This window comes from Microbispora sp. CL1-1 (assembly GCF_012034195.1).
GTDB lineage: Bacteria > Actinomycetota > Actinomycetes > Streptosporangiales > Streptosporangiaceae > Microbispora.
Genome location: NZ_JAATEK010000026.1, coordinates 90,589 through 114,624 on the forward strand (window position 1 = coordinate 90,589; position 24,036 = coordinate 114,624).

Annotated in this window: 22 protein-coding genes, 2 tRNA genes and 1 riboswitch; of the genes, 11 read left to right on the forward strand and 13 right to left on the reverse strand. The window is 68.7% G+C overall.

Features of this window, described 5'->3' with window-relative positions:
- A complete protein-coding gene (locus HCK04_RS26735; protein WP_142650153.1) occupies positions 1 to 606 on the reverse strand; it encodes a response regulator transcription factor in 606 nt (201 codons plus the stop codon).
- Positions 607 to 796: 190 nt separating this feature from the next.
- On the opposite strand from HCK04_RS26735, the gene HCK04_RS26740 reads away from it, so the two are divergent.
- A complete protein-coding gene (locus HCK04_RS26740) occupies positions 797 to 2,101 on the forward strand; it encodes a M50 family metallopeptidase (RefSeq protein WP_142650154.1) in 1,305 nt (434 codons plus the stop codon).
- A 23-nt stretch (positions 2,102 to 2,124) separates the two neighbouring features.
- Here the strand turns inward: HCK04_RS26740 and HCK04_RS26745 are convergent, their stop codons facing one another.
- Complete coding sequence (locus HCK04_RS26745; protein ID WP_142650155.1) at positions 2,125 to 2,637, reverse strand: DinB family protein; 513 nt, start codon at positions 2,635 to 2,637, stop codon at positions 2,125 to 2,127.
- 287 nt (positions 2,638 to 2,924) lie between these two features.
- On the opposite strand from HCK04_RS26745, the gene HCK04_RS26750 reads away from it, so the two are divergent.
- Complete coding sequence (locus HCK04_RS26750; RefSeq protein WP_142650156.1) at positions 2,925 to 3,356, forward strand: hypothetical protein; 432 nt, start codon at positions 2,925 to 2,927, stop codon at positions 3,354 to 3,356.
- A gap of 65 nt (positions 3,357 to 3,421) precedes the next feature.
- Here HCK04_RS26750 and HCK04_RS26755 read toward each other — a convergent pair whose 3' ends face one another.
- From HCK04_RS26755 to HCK04_RS26785, 7 genes are all read right to left on the reverse strand, one after another.
- Positions 3,422 to 4,333 (reverse strand): hypothetical protein, encoded by a 912-nt coding sequence (locus HCK04_RS26755; RefSeq protein WP_260617412.1) that lies wholly within the window; start codon positions 4,331 to 4,333, stop codon positions 3,422 to 3,424.
- Positions 4,334 to 4,367: 34 nt separating this feature from the next.
- A riboswitch (cyclic di-AMP (ydaO/yuaA leader) is annotated at positions 4,368 to 4,506 on the reverse strand.
- A 70-nt stretch (positions 4,507 to 4,576) separates the two neighbouring features.
- Positions 4,577 to 5,635, reverse strand: a complete 1,059-nt coding sequence (galT, locus tag HCK04_RS26760; protein WP_142650158.1) for a galactose-1-phosphate uridylyltransferase — start codon at positions 5,633 to 5,635, stop codon at positions 4,577 to 4,579.
- A 178-nt stretch (positions 5,636 to 5,813) separates the two neighbouring features.
- On the reverse strand, positions 5,814 to 6,617 hold the full coding sequence (locus HCK04_RS26765) for a DeoR/GlpR family DNA-binding transcription regulator (RefSeq protein WP_142650159.1): 804 nt from the start codon (positions 6,615 to 6,617) through the stop codon (positions 5,814 to 5,816).
- A gap of 221 nt (positions 6,618 to 6,838) precedes the next feature.
- Complete coding sequence (locus HCK04_RS26770; RefSeq protein WP_142650160.1) at positions 6,839 to 7,405, reverse strand: TIGR03086 family metal-binding protein; 567 nt, start codon at positions 7,403 to 7,405, stop codon at positions 6,839 to 6,841.
- Positions 7,406 to 7,492: 87 nt separating this feature from the next.
- On the reverse strand, positions 7,493 to 9,226 hold the full coding sequence (locus HCK04_RS26775; protein WP_142650161.1) for a SpoIIE family protein phosphatase: 1,734 nt from the start codon (positions 9,224 to 9,226) through the stop codon (positions 7,493 to 7,495).
- Between the two features lie 162 nt (positions 9,227 to 9,388).
- Positions 9,389 to 10,747 (reverse strand): TrpB-like pyridoxal phosphate-dependent enzyme, encoded by a 1,359-nt coding sequence (locus tag HCK04_RS26780; RefSeq protein ID WP_142650162.1) that lies wholly within the window; start codon positions 10,745 to 10,747, stop codon positions 9,389 to 9,391.
- 117 nt (positions 10,748 to 10,864) lie between these two features.
- On the reverse strand, positions 10,865 to 11,362 hold the full coding sequence (locus tag HCK04_RS26785) for a DUF2087 domain-containing protein (protein ID WP_142650163.1): 498 nt from the start codon (positions 11,360 to 11,362) through the stop codon (positions 10,865 to 10,867).
- A 50-nt stretch (positions 11,363 to 11,412) separates the two neighbouring features.
- Here HCK04_RS26785 and HCK04_RS26790 point away from each other — a divergent pair, with 50 nt between their 5' ends.
- Complete coding sequence (locus HCK04_RS26790) at positions 11,413 to 11,805, forward strand: VOC family protein (protein ID WP_142650164.1); 393 nt, start codon at positions 11,413 to 11,415, stop codon at positions 11,803 to 11,805.
- Positions 11,806 to 11,809: 4 nt separating this feature from the next.
- Here HCK04_RS26790 and HCK04_RS26795 read toward each other — a convergent pair whose 3' ends face one another.
- The 3 genes from HCK04_RS26795 to HCK04_RS26805 form a co-directional block, all read right to left on the reverse strand.
- Positions 11,810 to 12,571, reverse strand: coding sequence for an enoyl-CoA hydratase (locus HCK04_RS26795; protein ID WP_142650165.1), 762 nt, complete (start codon positions 12,569 to 12,571; stop codon positions 11,810 to 11,812).
- A gap of 181 nt (positions 12,572 to 12,752) precedes the next feature.
- Positions 12,753 to 13,655 carry a DUF3626 domain-containing protein gene (locus HCK04_RS26800; RefSeq protein WP_260617413.1) on the reverse strand — a complete coding sequence of 301 codons (903 nt, stop codon included), beginning with the start codon at positions 13,653 to 13,655 and terminating at the stop codon, positions 12,753 to 12,755.
- A 150-nt stretch (positions 13,656 to 13,805) separates the two neighbouring features.
- Positions 13,806 to 13,882: transfer RNA gene (locus HCK04_RS26805), tRNA-Pro, on the reverse strand.
- Between the two features lie 90 nt (positions 13,883 to 13,972).
- Between HCK04_RS26805 and HCK04_RS26810 the strand changes: the two genes are divergently transcribed.
- A tRNA-Gly gene (locus HCK04_RS26810) sits at positions 13,973 to 14,043 on the forward strand.
- A 103-nt stretch (positions 14,044 to 14,146) separates the two neighbouring features.
- Positions 14,147 to 14,611 (forward strand): hypothetical protein, encoded by a 465-nt coding sequence (locus tag HCK04_RS26815; RefSeq protein ID WP_142650166.1) that lies wholly within the window; start codon positions 14,147 to 14,149, stop codon positions 14,609 to 14,611.
- Positions 14,612 to 14,695: 84 nt separating this feature from the next.
- Here the strand turns inward: HCK04_RS26815 and HCK04_RS26820 are convergent, their stop codons facing one another.
- Positions 14,696 to 15,175, reverse strand: coding sequence for an ATP-binding protein (locus HCK04_RS26820; protein ID WP_142650167.1), 480 nt, complete (start codon positions 15,173 to 15,175; stop codon positions 14,696 to 14,698).
- 276 nt (positions 15,176 to 15,451) lie between these two features.
- Between HCK04_RS26820 and HCK04_RS26825 the strand changes: the two genes are divergently transcribed.
- From HCK04_RS26825 to HCK04_RS26850, 6 genes are all read left to right on the forward strand, one after another.
- A complete protein-coding gene (locus tag HCK04_RS26825) occupies positions 15,452 to 16,318 on the forward strand; it encodes a helix-turn-helix transcriptional regulator (protein WP_142650168.1) in 867 nt (288 codons plus the stop codon).
- Between the two features lie 201 nt (positions 16,319 to 16,519).
- Positions 16,520 to 17,914: a trigger factor gene (gene tig / locus HCK04_RS26830; protein WP_142650169.1), complete on the forward strand. Its 1,395-nt coding sequence runs from the start codon at positions 16,520 to 16,522 to the stop codon at positions 17,912 to 17,914.
- Positions 17,915 to 18,272: 358 nt separating this feature from the next.
- Positions 18,273 to 18,917: an ATP-dependent Clp protease proteolytic subunit gene (locus HCK04_RS26835; protein ID WP_260617414.1), complete on the forward strand. Its 645-nt coding sequence runs from the start codon at positions 18,273 to 18,275 to the stop codon at positions 18,915 to 18,917.
- Positions 18,918 to 18,931: 14 nt separating this feature from the next.
- Positions 18,932 to 19,579: an ATP-dependent Clp protease proteolytic subunit gene (locus HCK04_RS26840; protein ID WP_079317758.1), complete on the forward strand. Its 648-nt coding sequence runs from the start codon at positions 18,932 to 18,934 to the stop codon at positions 19,577 to 19,579.
- Positions 19,580 to 19,813: 234 nt separating this feature from the next.
- Positions 19,814 to 21,097, forward strand: coding sequence for an ATP-dependent Clp protease ATP-binding subunit ClpX (gene clpX / locus HCK04_RS26845; protein WP_079317756.1), 1,284 nt, complete (start codon positions 19,814 to 19,816; stop codon positions 21,095 to 21,097).
- Between the two features lie 82 nt (positions 21,098 to 21,179).
- A complete protein-coding gene (locus HCK04_RS26850) occupies positions 21,180 to 23,759 on the forward strand; it encodes a valine--tRNA ligase (protein WP_312845773.1) in 2,580 nt (859 codons plus the stop codon).
- The last annotated feature ends 277 nt before the right edge of the window (positions 23,760 to 24,036 follow it).

Consider the following 24,036-nt stretch of genomic DNA (forward strand, 5'->3'; position numbering starts at 1 on the left):
CTACAGCCAGCCGGAGTCGGTGGCGATCCGTATGGCGTCGACGCGGTTGCGCGCTCCGGTCTTGACGAGGATGCGCGACAGGTGGTTGCGCACGGTGCCGACGGACAGGCCCAGCTCGGCCGCGATGTCCTTCGAGCGCCCGCCGCCCGCCGCGAGCCGCAGCACCTCGTGCTCCCTCGGCGTCAGCGGGCAGTCGGCGGCCTCCAGCGCGGCGACGGCGAGCTCGGAGTCGACGACCCGGCGTCCGGCGACCATCCGGCGGATGCCGTCGGCCAGATGCTCGGGGGCCACCTCGATGCCCAGGTAGCCGAGGACGCCCGCCGCGAAGGCCCGCTTGATGTGCCCCGGGCTGGGCTGCGCCGACAGCAGCATCACGCGGCAGCGCGGGGCCTTCTCTCCCAGCCGCGCGGCGGCCGTGAGCCCGTCCACCCCGGGGAGGTCGGCGTCGACCACGGCGGCGTCCGGCCGTACGTCGAGTGCCGCGGGCACGATGTCCTCGCCCGACCCGACGTCCGCGACCACCCGCAGGTCGTCCTCCCCATCGAGGGACGCGACCAGGCCGCGCCGCACCAACGGAAGGTGTTCGGCCACCAGGATCCGGATCAAGATGCTCCCCTCTTGACGTCTTTCACAGGGTGATCGCCCAACTGCGTACTGTCAACGAAGTGTCCCCAACCGGTCACACACGGGCAAGCCGAACCGGCGCCGGAAAAGTCTTCGCCCTCGTGCGGGTGGGCTACGCTCGAAGGGTGCTTCGTCTGCCAGAGCACCTTCTCCGATTCGGGGGTACGCGCTGATGAGCTGGCTCTTCGCGGCCGGATTCGTGATCCTCTTCGTCGGTCTGCTGGTCTCGATCGCCCTTCACGAGATCGGGCACCTCGTGCCCGCCAAGCTCTTCGGCGTACGCGTGACCCAGTACATGGTCGGCTTCGGGCCCACCATGTGGTCGCGCAAGCGGGGCGAGACCGAATACGGCGTGAAGTGGGTGCCGCTCGGCGGCTACATCCGCATGATCGGCATGCTGCCGCCGCGTGCGTCCGACGAGCCCGGCAAGCTGCGCAGCGTCTCCACCGGTCCCTGGCAGGGCCTGATCGAGAACGCGCGGGCGGTCGCGTCCGAGGAGATCCGGCCGGGCGACGAGGGCCGGGTCTTCTACCGCAAGCCCTGGTGGCAGAAGGTCATCATCATGACCGGCGGCCCGGCGATGAACTTCGTGCTCGCGTTCGTGCTGTTCGCGGTCGTGATGATGGGCTTCGGCGTCCGTGAGCTGACCCCCGTCGTGGCCTCGGTGTCCAAGTGCGCCATCCCGGCGGCCGAGGCGGACCACCGGGACTGCCGCGACAGCGACCCGCTGACGCCCGCCGCCAAGGCCGGTCTGCGGCCCGGAGACCACATCGTCGCCATCGGCGGCACGCCGGTCACCGACTGGGAGGCCGCGCAGCGCCTGATCCGGGAGCACGGCGCGGGGGTGACCACGCTCGGCATCGAGCGGGGCGGGCAGCGGACCGACCTCCAGGTCGACCTGATCGCGCAGGACATGCCCTCGCTCACCGACCCGGACAAGATCGAGAAGAACGTCGGCTTCCTGGGAGTGAGCCCGACCACCGTCGTGGTGAAGAAGGGCCCCGGTTATGTCGTCGGGCAGATGTGGGAGCTGACCGAGCGCACCGCCGTCGCTATGGTCAACATCCCCAAGAAGATGGTCGGCGTGTGGAACGCCGCGTTCTCGGGGGAGAAGCGCGACCCGAACGGGCCGATCGGCATCGTCGGGGCGGGCCGCATCGGCGGTGAGATCGCCGCCTCCGACCTCTCGGTCGAGAACAAGATCGAAATCTTCATCAACCTGCTCGCCGGGCTGAACCTCGCCGTGGGCATGTTCAACCTGATCCCGCTGCTGCCGCTGGACGGCGGCCATATCGCCGGCGGGCTCTGGGAGGGCGTCAAGCGGGCGTTCGCGCGGGTGCGCCGCAGGCCCGTCCCCGGTTATGTGGACGTGGCCAAGGCGCTCCCGCTGACGTACGTCATGGCGGCCCTGCTGGTCGTCATGGGCGGCCTGCTCATCTACGCCGACCTCGTCAACCCGGTCCGCCTGTCCGGCTGAGGGAGGCCACTCGCCGTCGGGGGCTACTCGCCCGTCACGCCGTCGACGCGCTCGCGCAGCAGATCGGCGTGGCCGTTGTGGCGGGCGTACTCCTCGATCATGTGGCACATGATCCACCGCAGCGAGTAGTGGACGCCGTCACGAGTGGACGCCTTCGTCATGGCGTCCAGGTCGGCGCAGGCCTCCTCGGCCGCCCGCGCCTGCTCGATCTCCGCCTGCCAGGTCGCGAAGGCCTCCTCGGCCGACGCGGTGTCCACATTGTCGAACTCGCCGTCCGGGTCGTCGGCACTGAAGTAGATGCCGCCAAGATCCTCGCCGTTCAGCCGCCTCCGGAACCAGGCCCGCTCGACGTCGGCCATGTGCCGTACGAGGCCGAGCAGCGACATGCTGGAGGGCGGCACCGAGCGCAGCCGCAACTGCTCCTCGGTGAGGCCCCGGCACTTCACGGCGAGGGTGTCACGGTGCCAGTCCAGCCAGGCGCGCAGCATCTCGCGCTCTCCCGCGACGACGGGGGGATCGATACGTGTGTCGGTCATCCCGGCATCCTCCCCCGGACCCGGCGCGTAGTCACCCCGATTAGCGGGCGGAGGCACCCGGCGGTTCTGCCCGTCCCGGCACCCCCCTCCTGAGCGCGGTTCATGACGTAGCCGAAGGCCGGGCCGCACGCCGGGCCTGCACCCGACGGGAGGCCGAACCCGGCCGTCTTGACTCGGATTCGGACAGGTAATTGATCAGACTTGTGTAATTGTGGCGAATGTGATCAAAATCAGTTCAGCCTTCAACTACTTGGTTGAAGCGTCACACCGTACGGATGAGGAGAGGCATGAAGCGCACCATCTCCGTTCTCACCGTCGCCGCCGGCGTTCTCGGCGTCACGCTCACCGGCGCCGGCCCCGCGCTCGCGGACACCTCCGCAGTGGACTGCTCCACGGGCGGGTACACCTACGTCGTCAACAAATACGTCCCCACCAACGTCGAGTCGCCGGCGGTGGACAATCGCCTCTACAACATCGCCGGTCCGACGGCGTACACGCACGAGGTCTGCCTCGACATCCCCGACAACGAGACGTTCACGATCGAGGTCCGGATCGGGCCCACGGGGTCACAGCAGGTCATCGTGGACGACAGGCCCGGGGACAAGATCTTCCGCTTCTCGCCCGGCACCAACACCTTCTGGCAGGTCTACGGCACGCTGACCGGGCCCGGCAGCACCTACCTCTACTACACCTGGCACGAGAAGCAGATCCCGGCCTGACCCGGAGCGGGCCGGCCGCCTCGCTCGCCGAGGTGGCCGGCCCACCCCGCGAGTGCCCTGGCAGGTCAGTACATCGAGATGTGTACGTGGTCGTAGTGGTTTGCGGTGATTCCGCCGCGGTCGGACATGAGCCGCCAGCCGGGACGGCCGAGGTTGTAGATGCGCTGCTGCCAGATCACGTACATGACGCCGAGCTTGGGGCCGTTCTTGATGGCCCAGTCGGCCAGGCTGTCGCCGAGCGCCTTCATCTCGGGGGAGGGCATGGCGCCGCCCGAGCTCATCATGAAGTCGCAGGCGCGCCCGAGAGGATGCTCGCCGCTGTTCTCCGCCCGGTAGCAGCCCACCGGGAACCGCAGGCTGAAGTGGTTTTCGACCTCGGTGCGCATGAACCTCATCCGGGGCGTGATGTTGTCGGCACCGCTGGGCAGCTCCGGTGCCCACGACCCACCCGGGAGCTTTCCCGGCGCGATCGGGATCAGCGCGTCGAGCTTGTCCTTGATCTCGTCGATGAGGTCCTCGGCGTCCTTGCGCTGTACGGCGACCGCCTCGGCCTGCGCCTTCAGTTGCGCGGTCAGCGTCTTGGCGGCGTCCGCGGCCTGCTGCCGGGCGTCGCGGACCCGGTCGAAGTGCGCGAGCCGGGCGGCCTGTTCCTCTTTGAGCTGGTAGTTGAGCGCGGCGGTGTTCATGTCGGGCAGCGCCATCGCGCTTTCGGTCTGGTAGCGCAGCCCGGCCATCTGCCGTACGGCGTCGCTGGCGGCCTGGTAGTCGGCCTGGGCCCTGGCCAGCCGGTCGCGAGCCGCCTTCTCCTCCTCACGGGCCTTGGCGAGGGCGACACGCTTGGCGTTGTAGTCGGCGATCAGCCGGTTGACCTTCTGCCGCAGGTCCGACAGCTCCTTCTTGAGCTGTTTCTCCGTCGGTTTGGGCTCGGCGACGCCCGGCGCCGCCGTACCGAACACGAGGACGGCGGAGGCGAGCACGCCGACAGCCAGGGGGAATGCGCGGGGCAGAGCCCACTCCTCTCCATCTGCCGACCGGGTTAGCTGACGGGTTCGGGCTGGAGGAGCCCGGGCAGGCGACTGCCTTGACCCCAGGTGCGTGATTGGGTCCCCGGTTCCCGGGCGGGGCGCCCGGGATTAGGCGTACCGGTTGTGACGGCCGGTGTCAGGGATACTAGTGGTAAAGAAACCGTCGCTGCCACCAAAGCCGCAATCAATCGGAGATCAGGCCGTTATCGCCTCGCGAAGCATCCGGGCGGCCTCCTCGGGCAGCACGTCGTTGACGAACGCGCCCATGGCCGACTCCGATCCGGCCAGATACTTGAGCTTGTTGGGCGCCCGCCGGATCGTGAAAAGCTGCAGGTGAAGGTAGGCGAGGTCGCGCCGGTAGGTGACAGGAGCCTGGTGCCAGGCCGCGACGTACGGCATGACGGCGCCGAACAGCCCGTCCAGGCGGCGCAGCACCTCGATGTAGAGCGGCGCGAACGCGGCTCGCTCCTCCGGCGACAGCGCCGGGATGTCGGGCACCTGGCGGTGCGGGTAGACGTGCACCTCGAACGGGTAGCGCGCGGCGGCGGGCACGAAGGCCGTCCAGTGCTCGTTGGCGGCCACCACCCGGGGGCCCTTCCGCTCGGCGGCCAGGACATCCGCGAACAGGTTGCCGCCCTGATGACGGGCGGCGGCGTTCAGCATCTGCCGGGTGCGCGGCGTGACGTACGGATAGGCGTAGATCTGCCCGTGCGGGTGCGGCAGCGTGATGCCGATCTCGGCGCCGCGGTTCTCGAAGCAGAAGACCTGCTCCACGCCGGGCAGCGAGGACAGCTCGGCCGTACGGTCGGCCCACGCCTCGACGACCAGCTCGGCCTGCTCGTCGCTCAGCGAGCTGAACGACGCGTTGTGGTCGGAGGTGAAGCAGACGACCTCGCAGCGCCCGATCCCCGGACGCACCTCGCTCAGCCCGCCCACCTGCTCGTACGAGCCCGTGTTGAAGCTGAACGACGGGAAGCGGTTCTCGAACACCGCCACCTCGTACGGCGAGGGGATCTCCGAGCCGGGATGACCCGGGCAGAGCGGGCACTCCTCCGCCGACGGCAGGTGTGTGCGTGTCTGGCGATGCCGGGCGACGGCCACCCACTCGTCCATCAGGGGGTCGTAGCGCAGCTCGGAGGCGAGCGGGCGCGGCGGCAGGTCCCTGGTGTCGATGGCGCTGTGGTCGGCGTCGTCGCGCCGGTCGAAGTAGATCAGCTCACGGCCGTCGGCGAGATGGGTGATGGTGCGCTTCACAGAGCGGTCTCCAGCTTCACGGTGCGATCTCCGGCTTTCACAGTGCGGTGTCCCGGGTCGGAGCGGGCTTACAAGGGGGTCGGTGCGGGTTTGCGAAAGGGGGACACGGCGGGCGCGCGGAGGCCGGGGGATGCACCGGGTTTACTACAGGCGTCGGAGGACGTGCGGCGGGCCGGCGTCACAGCGCGGTCTCCAGCTCGGTCTCCCCGGACGGATCGACGAGGAGGAGCTCGCCGGCGTGCTCCGACAGCGCGTCGCGTGCCTCCTCCGGCAGGCCGACGTCGCTCACGACCACGCCGGCCTCGTCGAGGGCGGCGATCGTGCTGAAGCCGATCGTCCCCCACTTGGTGTGGTCGGCCAGGACCACGAGCTGCTGGGCGGCCGCGATGAGGGCGCGGTCGGTCTCCGCCTCCAGCAGGTTGGGCGTGGTGTAACCGGCCCGGACGCTCATGCCGTGCACGCCCAGCATGAGCGTGTCGACGTTCAGGGAGCGGACGGCCGCCACGGCCACCGGGCCGACCAGCGCGTCGGAGGGCGTGCGCACGCCTCCCACCAGCACCACGGTCTGGTCGGGCCGTCCCGCGCGGTGGAAGACGTCGGCCACCTGCACCGAGTTGGTGATCACGGTCAGCTCGGGCACGTCCACCAGATGGTGGGCCAGTGTCCAGGTCGTGGTGCCGGCCGAGAGCGCTACGGAGCTGCCCGGCCGCACGAGCAGGGCGGCCCTGCGGGCGATGGCCTCCTTCTCGGCCTGCTGCCGCACCGACTTGGCCGCGAAGCCCGGCTCCTCCGTCGAGCCCGTGCCGGTGGCGGTCGCCCCGCCGTGCACCTTGACGATCAGGCCGCGTTCCGCGAGGACCTCCAGGTCGCGGCGGATCGTCATGTCCGAGACCCCGAGGTCGCGTACGAGCTGCGCGACGCGCACCCCGCCGGTCCTGCGTACCCTCTCAAGGATCGCCTGCTGCCGTTGCTGGGCCAGCATCCACCACTCCTCTACAGATTCAAACAAATTATGCCTCACGAACGTGGAGACATGTTGAGTTGGGGTACGCCTCTTGCCGCCCGTGGTCCCAGGGAGGACAGTGGGCGAAAGCCGTACTCGACGGAAGGCGGTCGTCATGGGCAGACGCGCACGCAAGTCGAAGGCACGCAAGAAGAAGAAGGCCAACCACGGCAAGCGGCCCACCGGCCGATAGGCACTCTTTAGGGGTTCCTGCCCCAGGCGGCGAGCAGGTGGGTCTGCTGGTCGGCGTCGGCCGGGACGCCCTGCTCGTCCCCGAACACTCCCGCCTCGCGGTAGTCCTCCCGTGCTTTCTCGAACCACTCCGAGCATGAGGCGACGAGCTCGGGGTCGAGCCGTTCCGGCCCGCCGATGGCACGTGCCAGATCCCAGGTGTGGATCAGCGCGTCCGCGAACAGCTCGGTGATGTACTCCTCGCCCAGCACGTCGCCGAAGGACAGGTGGGCCACGCTGGTCAGGGCGCCCTCGGCGTACACCGCCTGGACCGCTCCCTGCGCGGACGCCTCGAACGCCTTGACCGGGTCGTCGCCGAGCACGTCGCCCTCGAAGGCGTCCCCCACCTCGGCGACCGTACGGCCGGACAGCAACTCGGGGGCCCACAGGTTCTCGGCCACGACGTGGTTGACGAGCCCCCGGACGTCCCAGTCGACACAGGGGGTCGGCAGCTCCCACTGCCCGCGGCGGACGAGATGGAGACGGGCCCCGAAGCCATCCAGCGCCCTGCGGTACGCGTCACGGATGTCGATCATGTCCCCTCCTCGCCACGAACTCCCGATTCGAACGTAACTCTTCTCAACGATCAGTCATACACGCTCGACAGGGAGGGAACGCCCGGGTCAAGGGAGGTGCTGCTCCACCCAGACGATCTTTCCGTACGGAGTGGGCCGGGTGCCCCACCGGTACGCGAACCGCTTGATGAGCTGCAGACCGCGGCCGGTGTCCTCGTCGGGGGTGGCCGTGCGCGGGGCGGGAGCGGCGGGGGAGCCGTCGACGACCTCGACCACCAGCGTCCGGCCGCGCAGCAGACGCAGCTCGATCGGCGGCCAGCCGTGTTTGAGCGCGTTGGTGACCAGCTCGCTCACGATGAGCTGGGTGCTGTCCACCAGGCCGCTCAGCCCCCACCTCTGCAGGGTGCTGCGGACGAAGCGGCGGGCGTGCGACACGAACCGCGGGTCGGACGGCAGCGGGCAGGTCGCCACCTCGTCCGGGTCGAGGTCGCGCACCCGGGCCACCATCAGGGCGATGTCGTCACGTTCATGCCCCGACCGCTGGCTGCTGATGATCACGTCGCACATGTCCTCCAGGTCCTCGACCGGACCGGCGAGCAGACGGCGCAGCCCCATGATCCCGGCGTCGAGGTCCCGCTCCCGGCTCTCCACGAGGCCGTCGGTGTAGAGGGCGAGCACGCTCCCGGGCGGCAGGACCATCTCGCGCGACTCCAGCGGGTCGCTGCCGATGCCGAGAGGCAGGCCCGCGGGCAGGTCGATGATCTCGGTCGACCGGTCGGGGTGCAGGAGGATCGGCGGCACATGGCCGGCCCGGGCGAGCGCGCAGTTGCGTGTCACCGGGTCATAGACGGCGTAGATGCACGTCGCGATCTGGCTGGGGTCGAGGTCCTGGCTCATCAGGTTGAGCCGGAACAGCACCTCGTCGGGCGGCAGGTCGAGGCTCGCGAGCGTACGCGCGGCCGTGCGCAGCTGGCCCATCGTCGCCGCGGCCCTGGTGCCGTGGCCCATGACGTCGCCCACCACCAGGGCCGTACGGCACCCGGGCAGGGCGATGACGTCATACCAGTCACCCCCGACGCCCATCAGGTCGCTGGCCGGCAGATAACGGGTGGCGATGTCCATGCCGAGCGCCTGCGGCAGTTCGACGGGCAGCAGGCTGCTCTGCAGGGTCAGCGCGGTCCTGCGCTCCCTGGTGTAGAGCCGGGCGTTGTCGATGCACACGGCGGTGCGGGCGGCCAGGTCCTCGGCCACCACCACGTCCTGCTCCTCGAACGACCGCGTTCCCGGATGCCTGGTGAAGATCACGCAGCCGAGCACCCGCCCCCGCGCCCGCAGCGGCACCGCGAGGAACGACGAGTCGGTCAGGAGCGAGGCGACCGCCTCCTCCCGGTCCATGCTGGCGCCGATCAGCCGGGCGCTCTCCTTGTCGAGCGCCGGATACATGAGCGGTTTGCCGACGGCCATGCACTGGGCCTGCGGAAGGATCGCCGGATAGACCATCGACTCGCCCACGGGGAAGGTCTTCACCCAGGAGTCCGGATCCGCGCCCGCCACGGCCAGGGCGACCCTGCGTACGAGCGTGGTGCCGTCCACCGGCCGGGACGACAGCTCGCCGTCCGCCACGAGGCGGTCCTGCACCATCACCGCCGCCGCGTCGGCGAAGCGGGGGACGGCCATGTCGACGAGCTCCCGGCTCGTCTCGGACAGGTCGAGCGTGCTGCCGATCCGCCGGCTCGCCTCGTTCAGGAAGGCCAGCCGCTCGTGCGCGGACGCGGCGCTGCTGCGGCGCCACTGCGCCCGGTTGCCCGGGGCGGGGTCCTTGATGACGCAGTTCCGGTTCAACGAATTCTCCGGAGAGAGCGGATGGTGTCCCAGAATCGTATGGAGCTGATACCGCGCATTTCAGCCGTTTGACATGAGAGCTCCGGTCGGTATGACGGAGCGATGGCGCAGCCGTACCCGCCGGTCAAGGGACGAAACGGATATCAGTGAGCATGCGTCACATCAGACGGCGGGCAGGTGCGCGAGGGCCGCGTCGATCCGCTCCTGCGGGAGCGTGAAATCCTCCAGTCGCCCGGCGAGACGGCTCTCGTAGGCGGGCAGGTCGAAGTGGCCGTGCCCGCACAGGGACATCACGATGACCTTCTCCTCGCCCGACTCCGCGCACCGCAGCGCCTCCGCGATCGTCGCGGCCACCGCGTGGGAGGGCTCGGGCGCCGGCACGATCCCCTCGGCCCTGGCGAAGCGGATCCCCGCGTCGAAGCAGTCGGTCTGCGTGACGGCCACGGCCTCCACCAGGCCCAGCTCGTAAACGTGCGAGAGCAGCGGCGACATGCCGTGATAGCGCAGCCCGCCGGTGTGGATCGGGTCGGGCACGAACGTGTGCCCCAGCGTGTGCATCTTCATCAGCGGCGTGAACCCCGCCGTGTCCCCGAAGTCGTACGCGTAGGAGCCCCGGGTCAGGGACGGGCAGGCGGCGGGCTCGACGCCGCGCAGCACGGGGTTCATGCGCCCGGCGAGCTTCTCGCGCAGGAACGGGAAGGCCAGCCCGGCGAAGTTGGAGCCGCCGCCGGTGCAGCCGATCACCACGTCCGGGGTCTCGCCGAGGACGGCGAGCTGCTCCAGCGCCTCCTCGCCGATGACGGTCTGGTGCAGCAGGACGTGGTTGAGCACCGAGCCCAGGGCGTATCGCGTGTCGTCATGCTGACCGGCGACCTCGACCGCCTCGCTGATGGCGATGCCCAGCGACCCCGTGCAGTGGGGGTCCTCCGCCAGGATCCTGCTGCCCGCCGTGGTCACCGCCGACGGGCTGGCGTGCAGGGTCGCGCCGTAGATCTTCATCAGCGTGCGCCGGTAGGGCTTCTGGTCGTACGACGCCCGGACCATCCAGACCTCGCAGTCGAGGCCGTACTGGGCGCAGGCGAACGCCAGGGCGGAGCCCCACTGGCCCGCGCCGGTCTCGGTGGTCAGCCTCCGCGCGCCCTCCCGCGCGTTGTAGTACGCCTGGGGGACCGCGGTGTTGGGCTTGTGCGAGCCCGACGGGCTGCCGCCCTCGTACTTGTAGTAGATCCGCGCCGGTGTGCCGAGGGCACGCTCAAGGCGCCGGGCGCGGATCAGGGGCGTCGGCCGCCAGAGGCGGTAGACGTCGAGGACGCCGTCGGGCACGGGAACGAACCGCTCACCCGACACCTCCTGCTCGATCAGCGCCGAGGGGAAGAGCGGGGCGAGATCGTCGGGGCCGACCGGCTGCAGCGTCGCGGGGTGGAGCACCGGCGGGGGCGGCGTGGGCAGGTCGGGGACGACGTTGTACCAGTTCCGCGGAATCCGCGACTCGTCGAGAAGGACCCTGGTCGGCTCGCCCATGACTCCCAGTCTCCGCGCCGCGGGCCCATCGGGAAAGGGCGTCTGCCGATGTGGCCGGACCCGGTCAAACGACCGCGTCAAACGACCGCGTCAGACTGGCCGCGTCAGACGGCCGCGTCAGACGGTTCCCCCCGAGCGCCAGTAGACGTTGGCCTCCCGGGTGAGGAACCCCTCGTCCACCAGATAACGGCGCAGCGCGGCGTAGTCGTCATGGAACGCGCGCAGCGCCACGTCGACCTCCTTCTCCGGATAGCGCACGCCGATCTCGAACACCTGGGCGATGTAGTCGAGCACCATCAGCCGCTTGGCCCTCTTCGCCGGGATCGAGACGAGCCGCCCGTCCACCAGGAACGCGTCCATCGGGTCCGCCGGCGCGGAGGGGATCGTGCGCAGCAGGTCGCGGAAGGTCTCCGGCCGTGCCCGCCAGCCGTCCTCGTCCCGTACGGCGAGGCCGCCCCGCTCCAGCCGGTCCAGGGCCTTGCCCACCACGTCGGGGTCGAGCCCGGTGACCTTGTCGAGCGGCTCACCGGGACGCAGGACCAGCCCGGCCAGGACGCGCAGTGTGTCGTCCTGCCCGAGGAGTCCGAGCACGCGGGAGATGTGCTTGTCGATCACCCGTCCACGGTATTGCCTTGATGAAGGCAGGAGGAAACCTGGAGGGCGACGTGACCGCTCAACTGGACCACACGATCGTGCACAGCAGCGACCGCTTCGCGTCCGCCCGGTTCCTGACCGGGCTGCTCGGCGAGCCCGAGCCCGGCGCGTACGGGCCGTTCGCCACGGTCCCGCTCGGCAACGGCGTGACGATCGACTACGCCGACTCGATCGTCGACCGGGACAGGATCGTCATGCAGCACCTGGCGTTCCTCGTCTCCGAGGACGAGTTCGACGACATCTTCTCCCGCATCGCCGAGCGGGGCCTGCCCTACTGGGGAGGCCCCGAGCACCAGGAGCCGCAGCAGATCAACCACCGGCACCACGGCCGCGGGGTGTACGTGGACGACCCCGACGGCCACTCCATCGAGTTCCTCACCCACCCGTACGTCAAGGAGGAGTGACCCCTCAGCGGGCCTGTGTCCGGCCCCGGTCGAAGACGGCCCGCCTGCGGGCGGCGAAGTCCTCGGGGCTGGTGATGGCGAGCCCGTCCCGGCCGGTCTCCAGCTCGGCCCGCAGGCCGTCGGCGCCGGTGCCGTCGCGCAGGAGGTCGTAGATCTCCCGGATCCTGCGCAGCGTCTCCGGCGTCGTCGTCGCGATGCTCTGCGCGAGCTCGACCGCCCGGGGCAGCAGCCGGTCGTGCGCGACGACCTCGTTCACCAGGCCGATGCGCAGTGCCAGGGGAGCGTCCACGAAGTCCCCCGTGAACGTCATCTGCCGCGCCCAGGACTGCCCGACGGCCTGGCTGAGCCTGGCCGTCATGCCCCAGGAGGGCACGATGCCGACGCGGGTGTGGGTGTCGGCGAACCGCGCCCGTTCGCTGGCGATCCTGAAGTCGCAGGCGAGCGCGAACTCCAGGCCGCCGGTCACCGCCACGCCGTTGATCGCGCCGATGACTGGCACCGGGAAGTTCCGCAGCGGGAGGATGGAGTCGGGGTGGCCGATCTTCACCCCCGCTTCCAGCTCCCCGAGGTCCAGTCCCGCGCAGAAGGCGGGGTCGGCCCCGGTGAGGACCATCGCGCGCAGGCAGGGCTCCTGCGCGAGCCGCCCGAGCGTGTCCTGGAACTCGTCGAGCAGCGCCTTGGAGATCGCGTTGTACTTGCGCGGACGGTTAAGCGTCACGACCGCGACGGCCTCGGATGGCCGGTCGACGAGGACGAGGTCGCCCATGGTGCTCCTCAATGTTCCGGGGGTACGGCGAGAACAGGTTATAGAAACGTGTGCGGCCCCCGGCCCGCCCCGGATGCCCAGGCTCTGGTTTCAGGACGTGGAGACGGCGACACGAGCGGTCGCCGCTCTCGGATTCGTCCCGGAGATCCACTCAGGATCGGCGAGGGGGTGAAGGTCCCGTTCAGCCGCCTTCCGGTCCGTACGGACAGCAGGCGGCGACCGGGGCAGGAGTTTCGCCGGCCGGGGGCAGAGGCGCGCCGAAGCGCGCCACGCAATGCCAGACCTTCTTCAGCGCCTGCGCGTCGTAGCGCCCGCTGCGGGCGGCGTCTCCGATGATCCGCGGATCGAGCACGCCGCCGACCGCGATCTCCGCGCCGAGCGCCACGTACTCCTGGCCCCGGTAGTCAGGGTGGCGCCGCAGATGCTCGACGGTGAGGCGGAACCCGCGATGCCGTTCCACCGGGCACGGCAACCGGCGGGCAGCGGCCTCCACAGAGGTCCCGCGATAGCCGGGATCGAGGACCAGGGCCTCCACGTCCCGGTCGAGCCTGACCGGCCCGTGCACCTGAGCTTCGATGTAGTCGTCCAGGAGGTCCGCGTCGCCGGCCTCGGCCGGCTCGATCAGCGCCATGCGGGACGCGACACCGAAAGCCGAGGGTTCGAAGAAGCTGTCCGGATAACAGAAGGTCGTGCGGCGAAGAGTCTCGGCCGTCAGCCGGAAGTGAGCGGATCCGAACCGCGGCGCGGCGCCGACGGACCTGCGCCGGAAGTTCAGCGCGCCATAGACGGGGCGCTCCCGCGCGGGCGCGTTGTCGTAGGCGCCACCGAAGATCCTGCTCTCCCAGCGCCACCGGTCACCACCCGGATGAGCGGTGAGTCCCCCGTTGCTCGTTCCGGTGACGAACTGCGACACGTAGACGCCCTCGTCCGCCAGCCCGAGCAGGATCTCCCGGCCGCTGGCCGAGCGGTCGGGGTGGAAGTTGAGGGTCACACGCAACCGGATATCGAGCGGGTCTCCCGACGACATGGCCTCGACATGGCGGAGGGCGCGCTCCTGTGGCGATATGGACGTGTCCGCGCTCACCCGCGCAGTTTGCCGGAACGCGATCCGCCGTCGCATCTCGAATAGCCGTCCGGCTCGGTGCCGGTTCCAGCCGTCCGGTCACCGAGCCCGGGCGGAATCGGTGTTCAAGGCGGCCCGTCGCCGGATGCGGCCTTCGACGTGTTCGAGCGATGGTCGGGGCGACAGGATTTGAACCTGCGACTTCTTGCTCCCAAAGCAAGCGCGCTACCAAGCTGCGCCACGCCCCGTCTCGTCGGGTACGCGTGCGGTCCGAGACTCCGGTACGCTTACGCCCTGACGACCGGATGAAGTCTAGACCAGATGGACACCGGGCGCGCGCGGACGTAGCTCAATGGTAGAGCCCCAGTCTTCCAAACTGGCTACGCGGGTTCGATTCCCGTCGTCCGCTCTCATCAAGAAAGGCCAGGTCACTCCGTACGGGGTGCCTGGCCTTCGACGTTTCCTTCCGTGCCTCACATGTCACTTCACCGCGCGCGTGGGAAAGTGACCTCGTGGTCGATCACCCCTCCGAATCCGTCAATCACTGGCTCGGGGTGTGGGAGGTGAACAGCCTCCACGCTTGTCGGGCCGAGCTCGGCGAAGGACGGCGAGCGTGGGCGGAGACGGCCATGTACGCGCTCGCCAGAGCCGAGGCCGCAGGACTGGACGCCATCGCCGCCAATGTGAGGCGCTTCAACCTGCGTGCATATCTGATCGACAGCCTCGGCTCCACGCGTTCACCCCTGCTGAACCCCGATGCCCTCGCCATCGACATCCTCGCGGCCCTCCCCGCTGAACTGGAGAACGCCGCGGAGTGGGCAGCCGACTGGCGACAGCGGCCTCACAAGCAGCTCTTGGCCCTCCGTCAATGCAAGAACCTCCTGGCGCCGGCCGAGATCATCCGTAGTCACCTGTCGGAGACGCCGACGGCAAGAACGCTCGACCAGTGGCTCGCGCTCCGCGCACAACTTCCCTAGCTGCCCGGCCAGGAGAAACTGATGAGGACGTGGAACAGCCTCCAGGTGACGCCCCGGAAGCTGAAGATCACCCGGTGGTGCGGGTCAGTCGCCGGTGCGGAAGAGGGCCCAGACTGCCTTGCCGCCCTCGTCGAGTGCGTCCCAGCCCCATGCCTGGCTGTAGGTCTCGACGATGTAGAGGCCGCGTCCGTGCTCGGAGACGAAGTCGGGTTGCGTGGGCGACGGCGCCTGGTCGCTGGGATCCGAGACGGCGAGCAACACGTGCGGGGCGATGCGCAGGAGCGTCAGTGTTATAGGGCAGGCGCTGGCTCGGTGCGCCGGATACAGCGCGTAACGGACCGCGTTCGTCACCAGTTCGCTCACGACCAGTGCCGCGTCGTCACTCAGTTCCGACAGGCCCCACTGGCGCAGGGTCGTACGTGTGACATCACGCGCGGTCTTGACCGAGTCTGCCTGTGGTGCCAGGGGGCACATCGCCGTATCGGACGCCCCTGCCGCCCTCCGGAACCAGCCGAATCCCACGTCACGGGTCAGCTGGCCGCCGGGTTTGGGCTCGTCCGACATGGTTGCCCGTACCTCCCGCTGGCCTAGGTCGAGGACTGGTGCACATTTTGGCCCAATATGCACCTAGACATGATGGATCAGTGCGTCCCGTCGCTGCAAGACCCAAATGCACGTGCAATTGTCATGTGCAGACGCACAAGCTGTCCGTGCTAACCGTCAGGGACACGTAGATCAGACCTTGTCATCGGAGCCCGAAGTGGTGACACTGTGTGGGCTGGGGGTGTCGTGCGGGTCGTCCCTTGGCGGCACACAGAGCCGAGGTGAGAGGGAGGCGCCGTGATACAGATCCAGGCTGGATCGGGTCCGACGGCCCTGCGCATCCTTCTCGGGTCCCAGCTCCGCAAGCTCCGTGAGAGCAAGGGCATCAGCCGCGACCAGGCCGGCCAGTGCATCAGGGCCTCCGAGTCGAAGATCAGCCGGATGGAGCTGGGCCGGGTCGGATTCAAGGAACGCGACGTTGCCGACCTTCTCGCCCTTTACGGGGTGGAGGACGAGGAGACGCGCGATGTCGTGATGAACCTGGTCGAGCGGGCCAACGAGCCCGGCTGGTGGCACCGGTTCAACGACCTGCTGCCGTCGTGGTTCCAGGCGTACGTCGGCCTGGAGGAGGCCGCCGAGCGCATCCGCACCTACGAGGTGCAGTTCGTTCCCGGTCTGCTGCAGACAAAGGAGTACGCGCGGGCCGTCATCATGGCCGGCGCGGTCGGAGCGGCGCCGGAGGAGATCGCCAGGCGGGTCGACCTGCGGCTGGAACGCCAGCGCATCCTCGACGGTGAGAACAGTCCCAAGTTCTGGGCCGTGATCGACGAGGCGGCGCTGCGCCGGCCGATCGGCGGTGTCGACGTGATGCGGGGTCAGATCCAGCACCTCATCGACCTGATGAACCAGCCGAACGTGACGATCCAGGTCATTCCGTTCAGCTATGGCGGACACGCCGCAGAGGGCGGTGCCTTCAGCATCCTCCGGTTCGCGGATCCCGACTTGCCCGACATCGTGTATGTCGAGCAGCTCGCCAGTGCGCTTTACCTGGACAAACGGGAAGAGGTCGACCGCTACAGCGAGGTCATGGAACGCCTCTGCGCGGTCAGCACCACCCCTACGGAGACGGTGGACCTGTTGCGGCAGATCATGGCAGACCTCTGATCAGTCGCTACCGGGGCTCATCTGCTCTAGACTGCCCTTGGCGTTGGACACCCGCCACAGTCGAGCATGCCCGGACAGGTCGCGTGCAGGCGAGACGGTGATCCTGCGCCTCTCACGTGGGCGCGGCGCGCGTTACTGTGCCGCGGTTGCCGTGCACGACGTGCCCGCGATCACCAGATGCTGGATCAAGGAGACCACCCCGTGAAGACCGCTGTCGAGGAGCTCAGCCCTACCCGGGTCAAGCTCACCGTCGAGGTGCCGTTCAAGGAGCTCGAGCCGAGCCTGCAGGCCGCGTACAAGAAGGTCGCGCAGCAGGTGCGCGTGCCCGGCTTCCGTCCTGGCAAGGTGCCGGCCCGGATCATCGAGCAGCGCTTCGGCCGCGCGGTGGTTCTCGAGGAGACCCTGAACGACGCCCTGCCCAAGCTGTACGGCCAGGCCGTTGACGAGACCGAGGTCTTCCCGGTCAGCCAGCCCGAGATCGAGGTCACCAAGATCGAGGACGGCGAGCAGGTCGAGTTCACCGCCGAGGTGGACATCCGCCCCGCCTTCGATGTCCCGGACTACCAGGGCACCGAGGTCGTGGTCGACCCCGCCGAGGTGACCGACGAGGACATCACCACCCAGCTCGAGGCCCTGCGCCAGCGCTTCGCGACGCTGACCGGCGTCGAGCGCCCGGCCCAGAACGGCGACTACGTCGTCATGGACCTGCGTGCCGAGATCGACGGCCGCAACCTCGACGAGCAGCAGGCCGCCGACGTGTCGTACGAGGTCGGCGCGGGCTCGGTCCTGGAGGGCCTGGACGACGCCCTGCAGGGCATGGCCGCCGGCGACGAGAAGACCTTCCGCACCACGCTCGTCGGTGGTGAGAACGCCGGCGAGGAGGCCGACGTGATCATCAACGTCAAGTCGGTCAAGGAGAAGGTGCTGCCCGAGCTGGACGACGAGTTCGCGCAGCTCGCCAGCGAGTTCGACACGCTCGACGAGCTCAAGGACAGCATCCGCCAGCAGGTTCGCCGCAACAAGCTGGTGGAGCAGGTCGTGCAGAGCCGCGAGAAGGCGCTCGACGCGCTGCTCGAGAAGATCGACATCCCGCTGCCCGAGAGCGCGCTCCAGGCGGAGATCGACGCGCGCAAGCACAACCTCGAGCACCAGGTCGCCGAGAGCGGCCTGAGCCGCGAGGCGTACCTGCGCCTCCAGCAGACCACCGAGGAGGAGCTGTTCGCTGAGTACGAGGCGACCTCGGCCAAGGCGCTGAAGTCGGGCTTCGTCCTCGACAAGATCGTCAAGGCCGAGGAGATCGGCGTCAGCGAGCAGGAGCTGACCGACTTCGTGGTGCGTCGCGCCATGCAGATGGGCGTCGCGCCGAACACGCTGGCCCAGCACCTCGCCGACAACAACCAGCTCCCGCTGGCGATGATGGAGATCGTGCGCGAGAAGGCCAAGACCCTCATCGGTGACGCGGCCAAGGTGACCGACACGGCCGGCAACGAGGTGGACATCAAGGCCATCTACGCCGAGCTCAACCCTGAGCAGGAGGCCGTGGGCGTCGAGGAGGCGGGCGCCGGGGAGCCCTCCGACGAGGCCAAGGAAAGCTGATTCACCCAGGCTCTCGCCTGACTTCTGCCACCGATCGGCCGGGAGGCCGATCGGTGTCGCGGTAACGGTGAAACCCCTGGCGCACTCGGGTGCGCCGGGGGTTTCCGGTTATATTCGGGCAAATCCCTGCAAATATGTTTCTTACCGCGTGTCGGGGAGCAAATCGTACGGCCGGGATCTGTATGCCCCGGCCCGTGCCGTTAGGGCGGGGAACACGGGCGATGTGGCGCGGGGCCCTCGTCCCGGGCGGGACATGCGCCGTCAGCGAACAGTACGGCGCACGGGCATGACCTGTCTGCGTCGCGCGTTAAGGTCACAAGCAAAGCCAATCGATTACGACGCATCGGAAGGTGACGCTGTGACCAGCCCGCCGACCTTCTTCCCGACCGGTGGTTCCGGCTTCGAGGCCCGGAGCCCGGAGGGTGGCCCCTCCCGCCTCGAGGACCAGCTCTACCAGCGCCTGCTGCGCGAGCGGATCGTGGTGCTCGGCACCCAGGTCAACGACGAGGTGGCCAACCGGCTGGCCGCTGAGCTCCTGCTCCTCGCCGCCGATGACCCCGAGCGCGACATCTGGATGTACATCAACTCCCCCGGTGGCTCGGTGACCGCCGGCATGGCGATTTACGACATGATGGAGTACGTGCCGAACGACGTGTGCACGGTCGCCATGGGACTGGCCGCCTCCATGGGGCAGTTCCTGCTGTGCGCCGGCGCCCGTGGCAAGCGATACGCGCTTCCGCACGCCCGGATCATGATGCACCAGCCGTCGGGCGGCATCGGCGGCACCGCGGCCGACATCGCGATCCAGGCCGAGCAGATGCTCTACGTGAAGAAGACTCTCGCGGAGCGGATCGCCTTCCACACCGGCCAGCCGCTCGAGCAGATCGAGCGCGACTCCGACCGGGACCGCTGGTTCACGGCCGAGGAGGCCAAGGACTACGGCTTCATCGACCACGTGGTGCGCAGCGCCCGCCAGGTGCCCTCCGAGGGCGCCGTCTCGTGACTGGAGCTTCCCAGATGAGTGAGCTGATCCGGCCGGGTGACATCAACGGCCGCTACGTCCTTCCCTCCTTCGTCGAGCGCACGTCGTACGGCGTCAAGGAGATGAACCCCTACAACAAGCTGTTCGAGGACCGCATCATCTTCCTCGGCGTCCAGATCGACGACGCTTCGGCGAACGACGTGATGGCGCAGCTGCTGACGCTGGAGTCGCTCGACCCGGATCGCGACATCAGCATGTACATCAACTCGCCGGGTGGCTCGTTCACCGCGATGACCGCGATCTACGACACCATGCAGTTCGTCCGGCCCGAGATCCAGACGGTCTGCCTTGGGCAGGCGGCCTCGGCCGCCGCGGTCCTGCTGGCCGGCGGCACCCCGGGCAAGCGGTTCGCCCTGCCCAACGCCCGCGTTCTGATCCACCAGCCCTACACCGAGGGCGGCGGCCAGGGCAGCGACATCGAGATCCAGGCTCGTGAGATCCTGCGGATGCGGTCGCTGCTCGAGGAGATCGTGGCCAAGCACTCGGGCAAGTCGGCCGACGAGGTCCGCAAGGACATCGAGCGTGACAAGATCCTCAGCGCCGAGGAGGCGAAGGCGTACGGGCTGGTGGACGACATCATCCCGTCGCGGAAGAAGCGCGCGGCGGCGGTCGCCGCTTCCTGAGGGAGTTGCCGCACCGGAACGGTGCCCATTTGGGCACGTTCCGGTGCGACTCACCGCTAGGGGGCTCACTGAGGGCCCGAGAGACGGTAACGTCGAAACCTGAGCGGGATGACGTTTTCGCACCGGATCGCGATCGTCGGATCATGACTCAGAACCATGAGCCGGATCGCGAGCAGGGTGCGGACGGAAGCGACCGCGGCGGCAGGGGCGGTCCCACGCAAAGGAGTATCTGGGGTGGCACGCATCGGCGACGGGGGAGACCTGCTGAAGTGCTCGTTCTGCGGCAAGAGCCAGAAGCAGGTCAAGAAGCTCATCGCCGGACCAGGCGTCTACATCTGCGATGAGTGCATCGATCTCTGCAACGAGATCATCGAGGAGGAGCTCTCCGAATCCTCCGAGCTCAAGTGGGACAACCTGCCCAAGCCGCGCGAGATCTACGAGTTCCTCGACGCGTACGTCATCGGGCAGGACAAGGCGAAGAAGGCGCTGTCGGTAGCGGTCTACAACCACTACAAGCGCGTCCAGTCCGGGGAGCGCGGCCGAGACGACGGCCTGGAGCTGGCCAAGTCCAACATCCTGCTGCTCGGCCCCACCGGGTCGGGAAAGACCCTGCTCGCGCAGACCCTCGCAAAGATGCTCAACGTGCCGTTCGCCATCGCGGACGCCACCGCCTTGACCGAGGCCGGCTACGTCGGCGAGGACGTGGAGAACATCCTCCTCAAGCTGATCCAGGCCGCCGACTACGACGTCAAGAAGGCCGAGACCGGCATCATCTACATCGACGAGGTCGACAAGATCGCCCGTAAGAGCGAGAACCCGTCGATCACGCGGGACGTGTCGGGCGAGGGCGTGCAGCAGGCCCTGCTGAAGATCCTGGAGGGGACCACGGCGAGCGTGCCCCCGCAGGGCGGGCGCAAGCACCCCCACCAGGAGTTCATCCAGATCGACACCACGAACGTGCTGTTCATCTGCGGCGGCGCCTTCGCCGGCCTCGAGAAGATCATCGAGTCGAGGGTCGGCAGGAAGGGCATCGGCTTCAACGCGATCATCCACTCGAAGGAGGAGATGGACTCCTCCGACATCTTCTCGGACGTCATGCCGGAAGATCTCCTGAAGTTCGGCATGATCCCCGAGTTCGTCGGCCGTCTCCCTGTGATCACGTCGGTGCACAACCTCGACAGGGACGCGCTGATCCAGATCCTCACGGAGCCGCGCAACGCGCTCGTCAAGCAGTATCGCCGCCTGCTCGAACTCGACAACGTCGAGCTGGAGTTCTCCGACGACGCCCTTGAGGCCATCGCCGACCAGGCCATTCTGCGCGGCACCGGCGCCCGCGGGCTGCGCGCCATCATGGAGGAAGTCCTCCAGTCCGTGATGTACGAGGTGCCCTCCCGCCAGGACGTGGCGCGCGTCGTCATCACCCGAGAGGCCGTGCTGGAGCACGTGAATCCGACCCTGGTGCCCCGCGACCAGCTGCAGGCCAAGCAGCAGCGGACCCCCAGGGAGAAGTCCGCCTGAAACGGGCCTTCGCCGCGGCGTTGTCCACAGGGCGTGCGGCGACGGCTCGGACGGCTTCCGGACATCCCTAGAATTGGGCAGCGTGACTACGTCTGAGCTGCCCACCCAGTACGCGCCCGTCGATGTCGAGACCCGGAGCTACGAGCGCTGGGTATCGGCGGGCTACTTCACAGCGGACCCGGGCAGCGGGCGCGAGCCGTACAGCATCGTGCTTCCCCCGCCCAACGTGACCGGGTCGCTCCACGTGGGCCACGCCCTCGACCACTCGATCCAGGACGCGCTCACCCGGCGAGCCCGCATGCGGGGCATGGAAACGCTGTGGCTCCCCGGAATGGACCACGCCGGCATCGCCACGCAGAACGTCGTGGAGCGCGAGATCGCCAAGGACGGCCTGTCGCGCCACGACTTCGGCCGCGAGGCGTTCGTCGAGCGCGTCTGGCAGTGGAAGGAGGAGTCGGGCGGCCGGATCCTCGGTCAGATGAAGAAGCTCGGCGACGGCGTTGACTGGTCGCGTGAGCGCTTCACGATGGACGAGGGGCTCTCCCGGGCCGTCCAGACGATCTTCAAGAAGCTGTTCGACGACGGGCTCATCTATCGCGCCGAGCGGATCATCAACTGGTGCCCCCGCTGCCTGACGGCCCTGTCCGACATCGAGGTCGAGCACAGCGACGACGACGGCGAGCTCGTCTCCATCCGCTACGGCTCGGGTGACGAGGAGATCGTCGTCGCCACGACCCGCGCCGAGACCATGCTGGGCGACACCGCTGTCGCCGTCCACCCCGCCGACGAGCGCTACGCGCACCTTGTCGGCAAGTACGTCGAGGTCCCGCTCACCGGCCGGCGCATCCCGATCGTCGCGGACGCGCACGTGGACCCGTCCTTCGGCACCGGCGCGGTCAAGGTCACCCCCGCGCACGACCCGAACGACTTCGAGATCGGGCGCCGCCACTCGCTGGAGTCGCTCGTCATCATGGACGAGCGCGGAATCATCACCGCCCACGGGCCCTTCGAGGGGCTCGACCGGTTCGAGGCGCGGCCCGCCGTGGTCGCCGCGCTGCGCGAGCAGGGCCGCATCGTCGCCGAGAAGCGGCCCTACGTGCACTCCGTCGGACACTGCTCCCGCTGCAAGACCGTGGTGGAGCCGCGGCTGTCGCTGCAGTGGTTCGTCAACGTCACCCCGCTGGCGAAGGCCGCGGGCGACGCGGTGCGTGACGGCCGCACCCGCATCCACCCGCCGGAGCTGGCCAAGCGCTACTTCGACTGGGTCGACGACATGCACGACTGGTGCATCTCGCGCCAGCTGTGGTGGGGACACCGGATCCCCGTCTGGTACGGCCCGGACGGCGACATGGTCTGCGTGGGGCCGGACGAGGAGCCGCCGGCCGGTTACGAGCAGGACCAGGACGTCCTCGACACCTGGTTCTCCTCCGGTCTGTGGCCGTTCTCCACGCTGGGCTGGCCCGACGCCACACCCGATCTGGCCCGCTTCTATCCGACGACCGTGCTCGTCACCGGCTACGACATCCTGTTCTTCTGGGTCGCCCGGATGATGATGTTCGGGTTGTACGCGATGGACGGCCAGCCGCCGTTCCGCACCGTGGCCCTGCACGGCATGGTGCGCGACCAGTTCGGCAAGAAGATGTCGAAGTCGTTCGGCAACGTCGTCGACCCGCTCGACTGGATCGAGCGGTACGGCGCGGACGCCACGCGCTTCACGCTCCTGCGCGGTGCCAACCCCGGCTCAGACGTGGCGATCAGCGAGGACTGGGCGGCCGGATCCCGCAACTTCTGCAACAAGATCTGGAACGCCACCCGCTTCGCGCTGATGAACGGCGCCGTCTCCGACGGTCTGCCCGAAGAGCTCACCTCGGCCGACCGGTGGATCCTGTCGCGCCTGCAGGAGGTCGTCACCAGCGTCGACGCGGCCTTCGAGGAGTTCGAGTTCGCCAAGGCGTCCGACGCGCTCTACCACTTCGCCTGGGACGAGGTCTTCGACTGGTATGTCGAGCTGGCCAAGGTCCAGTTCGCCGAGGGCGGCGTGGTGGCCGAGAACACCAAGCGGGTTCTGGGGCATGTCCTCGACGCGCTGCTACGGCTGCTCCACCCGCTCGTGCCGTTCGTCACGGAGGAGTTGTGGCGGGCTCTGACCGGTGGGGAGTCGATCGTGGTCGCTCCCTGGCCTACGGCGTCGCCCGAGCTGATCGACCCCGCGGCCGAGCAGGAGATCTCCTCGCTGCAGAATCTCGTGACGGAGGTGCGCAGGTTCCGTTCGGACCAGGGCCTCAAGCCCGGCCAGCGGGTCGCCGCGCGGCTGTCCCTGTCCGGTACGGCTCTCGCCGCCCATGAGGGGGCGATCCGCGTCCTGCTGCGTCTGGACGAGCCGACGGACACCTTCAGCCCGACAGCCCGGCTCACGGTCGGCACGGTGCTCGTGGAGATCGACACGGCCGGAGCCATCGACGTCGCCGCCGAGCGGAAACGGCTGGAGAAGGACCTGGCCGCGGCACGCAAGGAGCAGGCCCAGGTGACGGCGAAGCTCGGCAACGAGCAGTTCATGGCCAAGGCGCCGGAGGACGTCGTGGCGAAGGTGCGCTGGCGGGCCGAGCAGGCCGCCGAGGACATCTCCCGTCTCGAAGCCCAGCTCGCCGCCCTGCCGGCTTAGGCCGTCTTCCTGTGCGCCCTCGTCGTGGACGAGGGCGCACAGGCGTCTCAAGCTTTGTGACGACTGAGGTTTGAAGACCCTGGAGACAGGGCAGGACCACGAAGTTGCCCAAGTTGTGCACAGCACCTCCGCGTGGGTGCTAGTCTTTCTGCACGCGCTGAGGACCGGCGAGCCTGAATCCCCCTCGGGGGATCGGCTGTTAGGATCTCAGCGACTCCCTCTTATCGAACCCGATCTCGGGATGATTCGTCGCGATTCGACGGACATTCGGGGATCA

Coding starts and splice junctions, on each gene's coding strand:
- HCK04_RS26740 (WP_142650154.1), top strand. CDS start 797: ATGAGCTGGCTCTTCGCGGCCGGATTCGTGATCCTCTTCGTCGGTCTG.
- HCK04_RS26745 (WP_142650155.1), bottom strand. CDS start 2,637: ATGACCGACACACGTATCGATCCCCCCGTCGTCGCGGGAGAGCGCGAG.
- HCK04_RS26750 (WP_142650156.1), top strand. CDS start 2,925: ATGAAGCGCACCATCTCCGTTCTCACCGTCGCCGCCGGCGTTCTCGGC.
- HCK04_RS26765 (WP_142650159.1), bottom strand. CDS start 6,617: ATGCTGGCCCAGCAACGGCAGCAGGCGATCCTTGAGAGGGTACGCAGG.
- HCK04_RS26770 (WP_142650160.1), bottom strand. CDS start 7,405: ATGATCGACATCCGTGACGCGTACCGCAGGGCGCTGGATGGCTTCGGG.
- HCK04_RS26780 (WP_142650162.1), bottom strand. CDS start 10,747: ATGGGCGAGCCGACCAGGGTCCTTCTCGACGAGTCGCGGATTCCGCGG.
- HCK04_RS26795 (WP_142650165.1), bottom strand. CDS start 12,571: ATGGGCGACCTCGTCCTCGTCGACCGGCCATCCGAGGCCGTCGCGGTC.
- HCK04_RS26820 (WP_142650167.1), bottom strand. CDS start 15,175: ATGTCGGACGAGCCCAAACCCGGCGGCCAGCTGACCCGTGACGTGGGA.
- HCK04_RS26840 (WP_079317758.1), top strand. CDS start 18,932: ATGAGTGAGCTGATCCGGCCGGGTGACATCAACGGCCGCTACGTCCTT.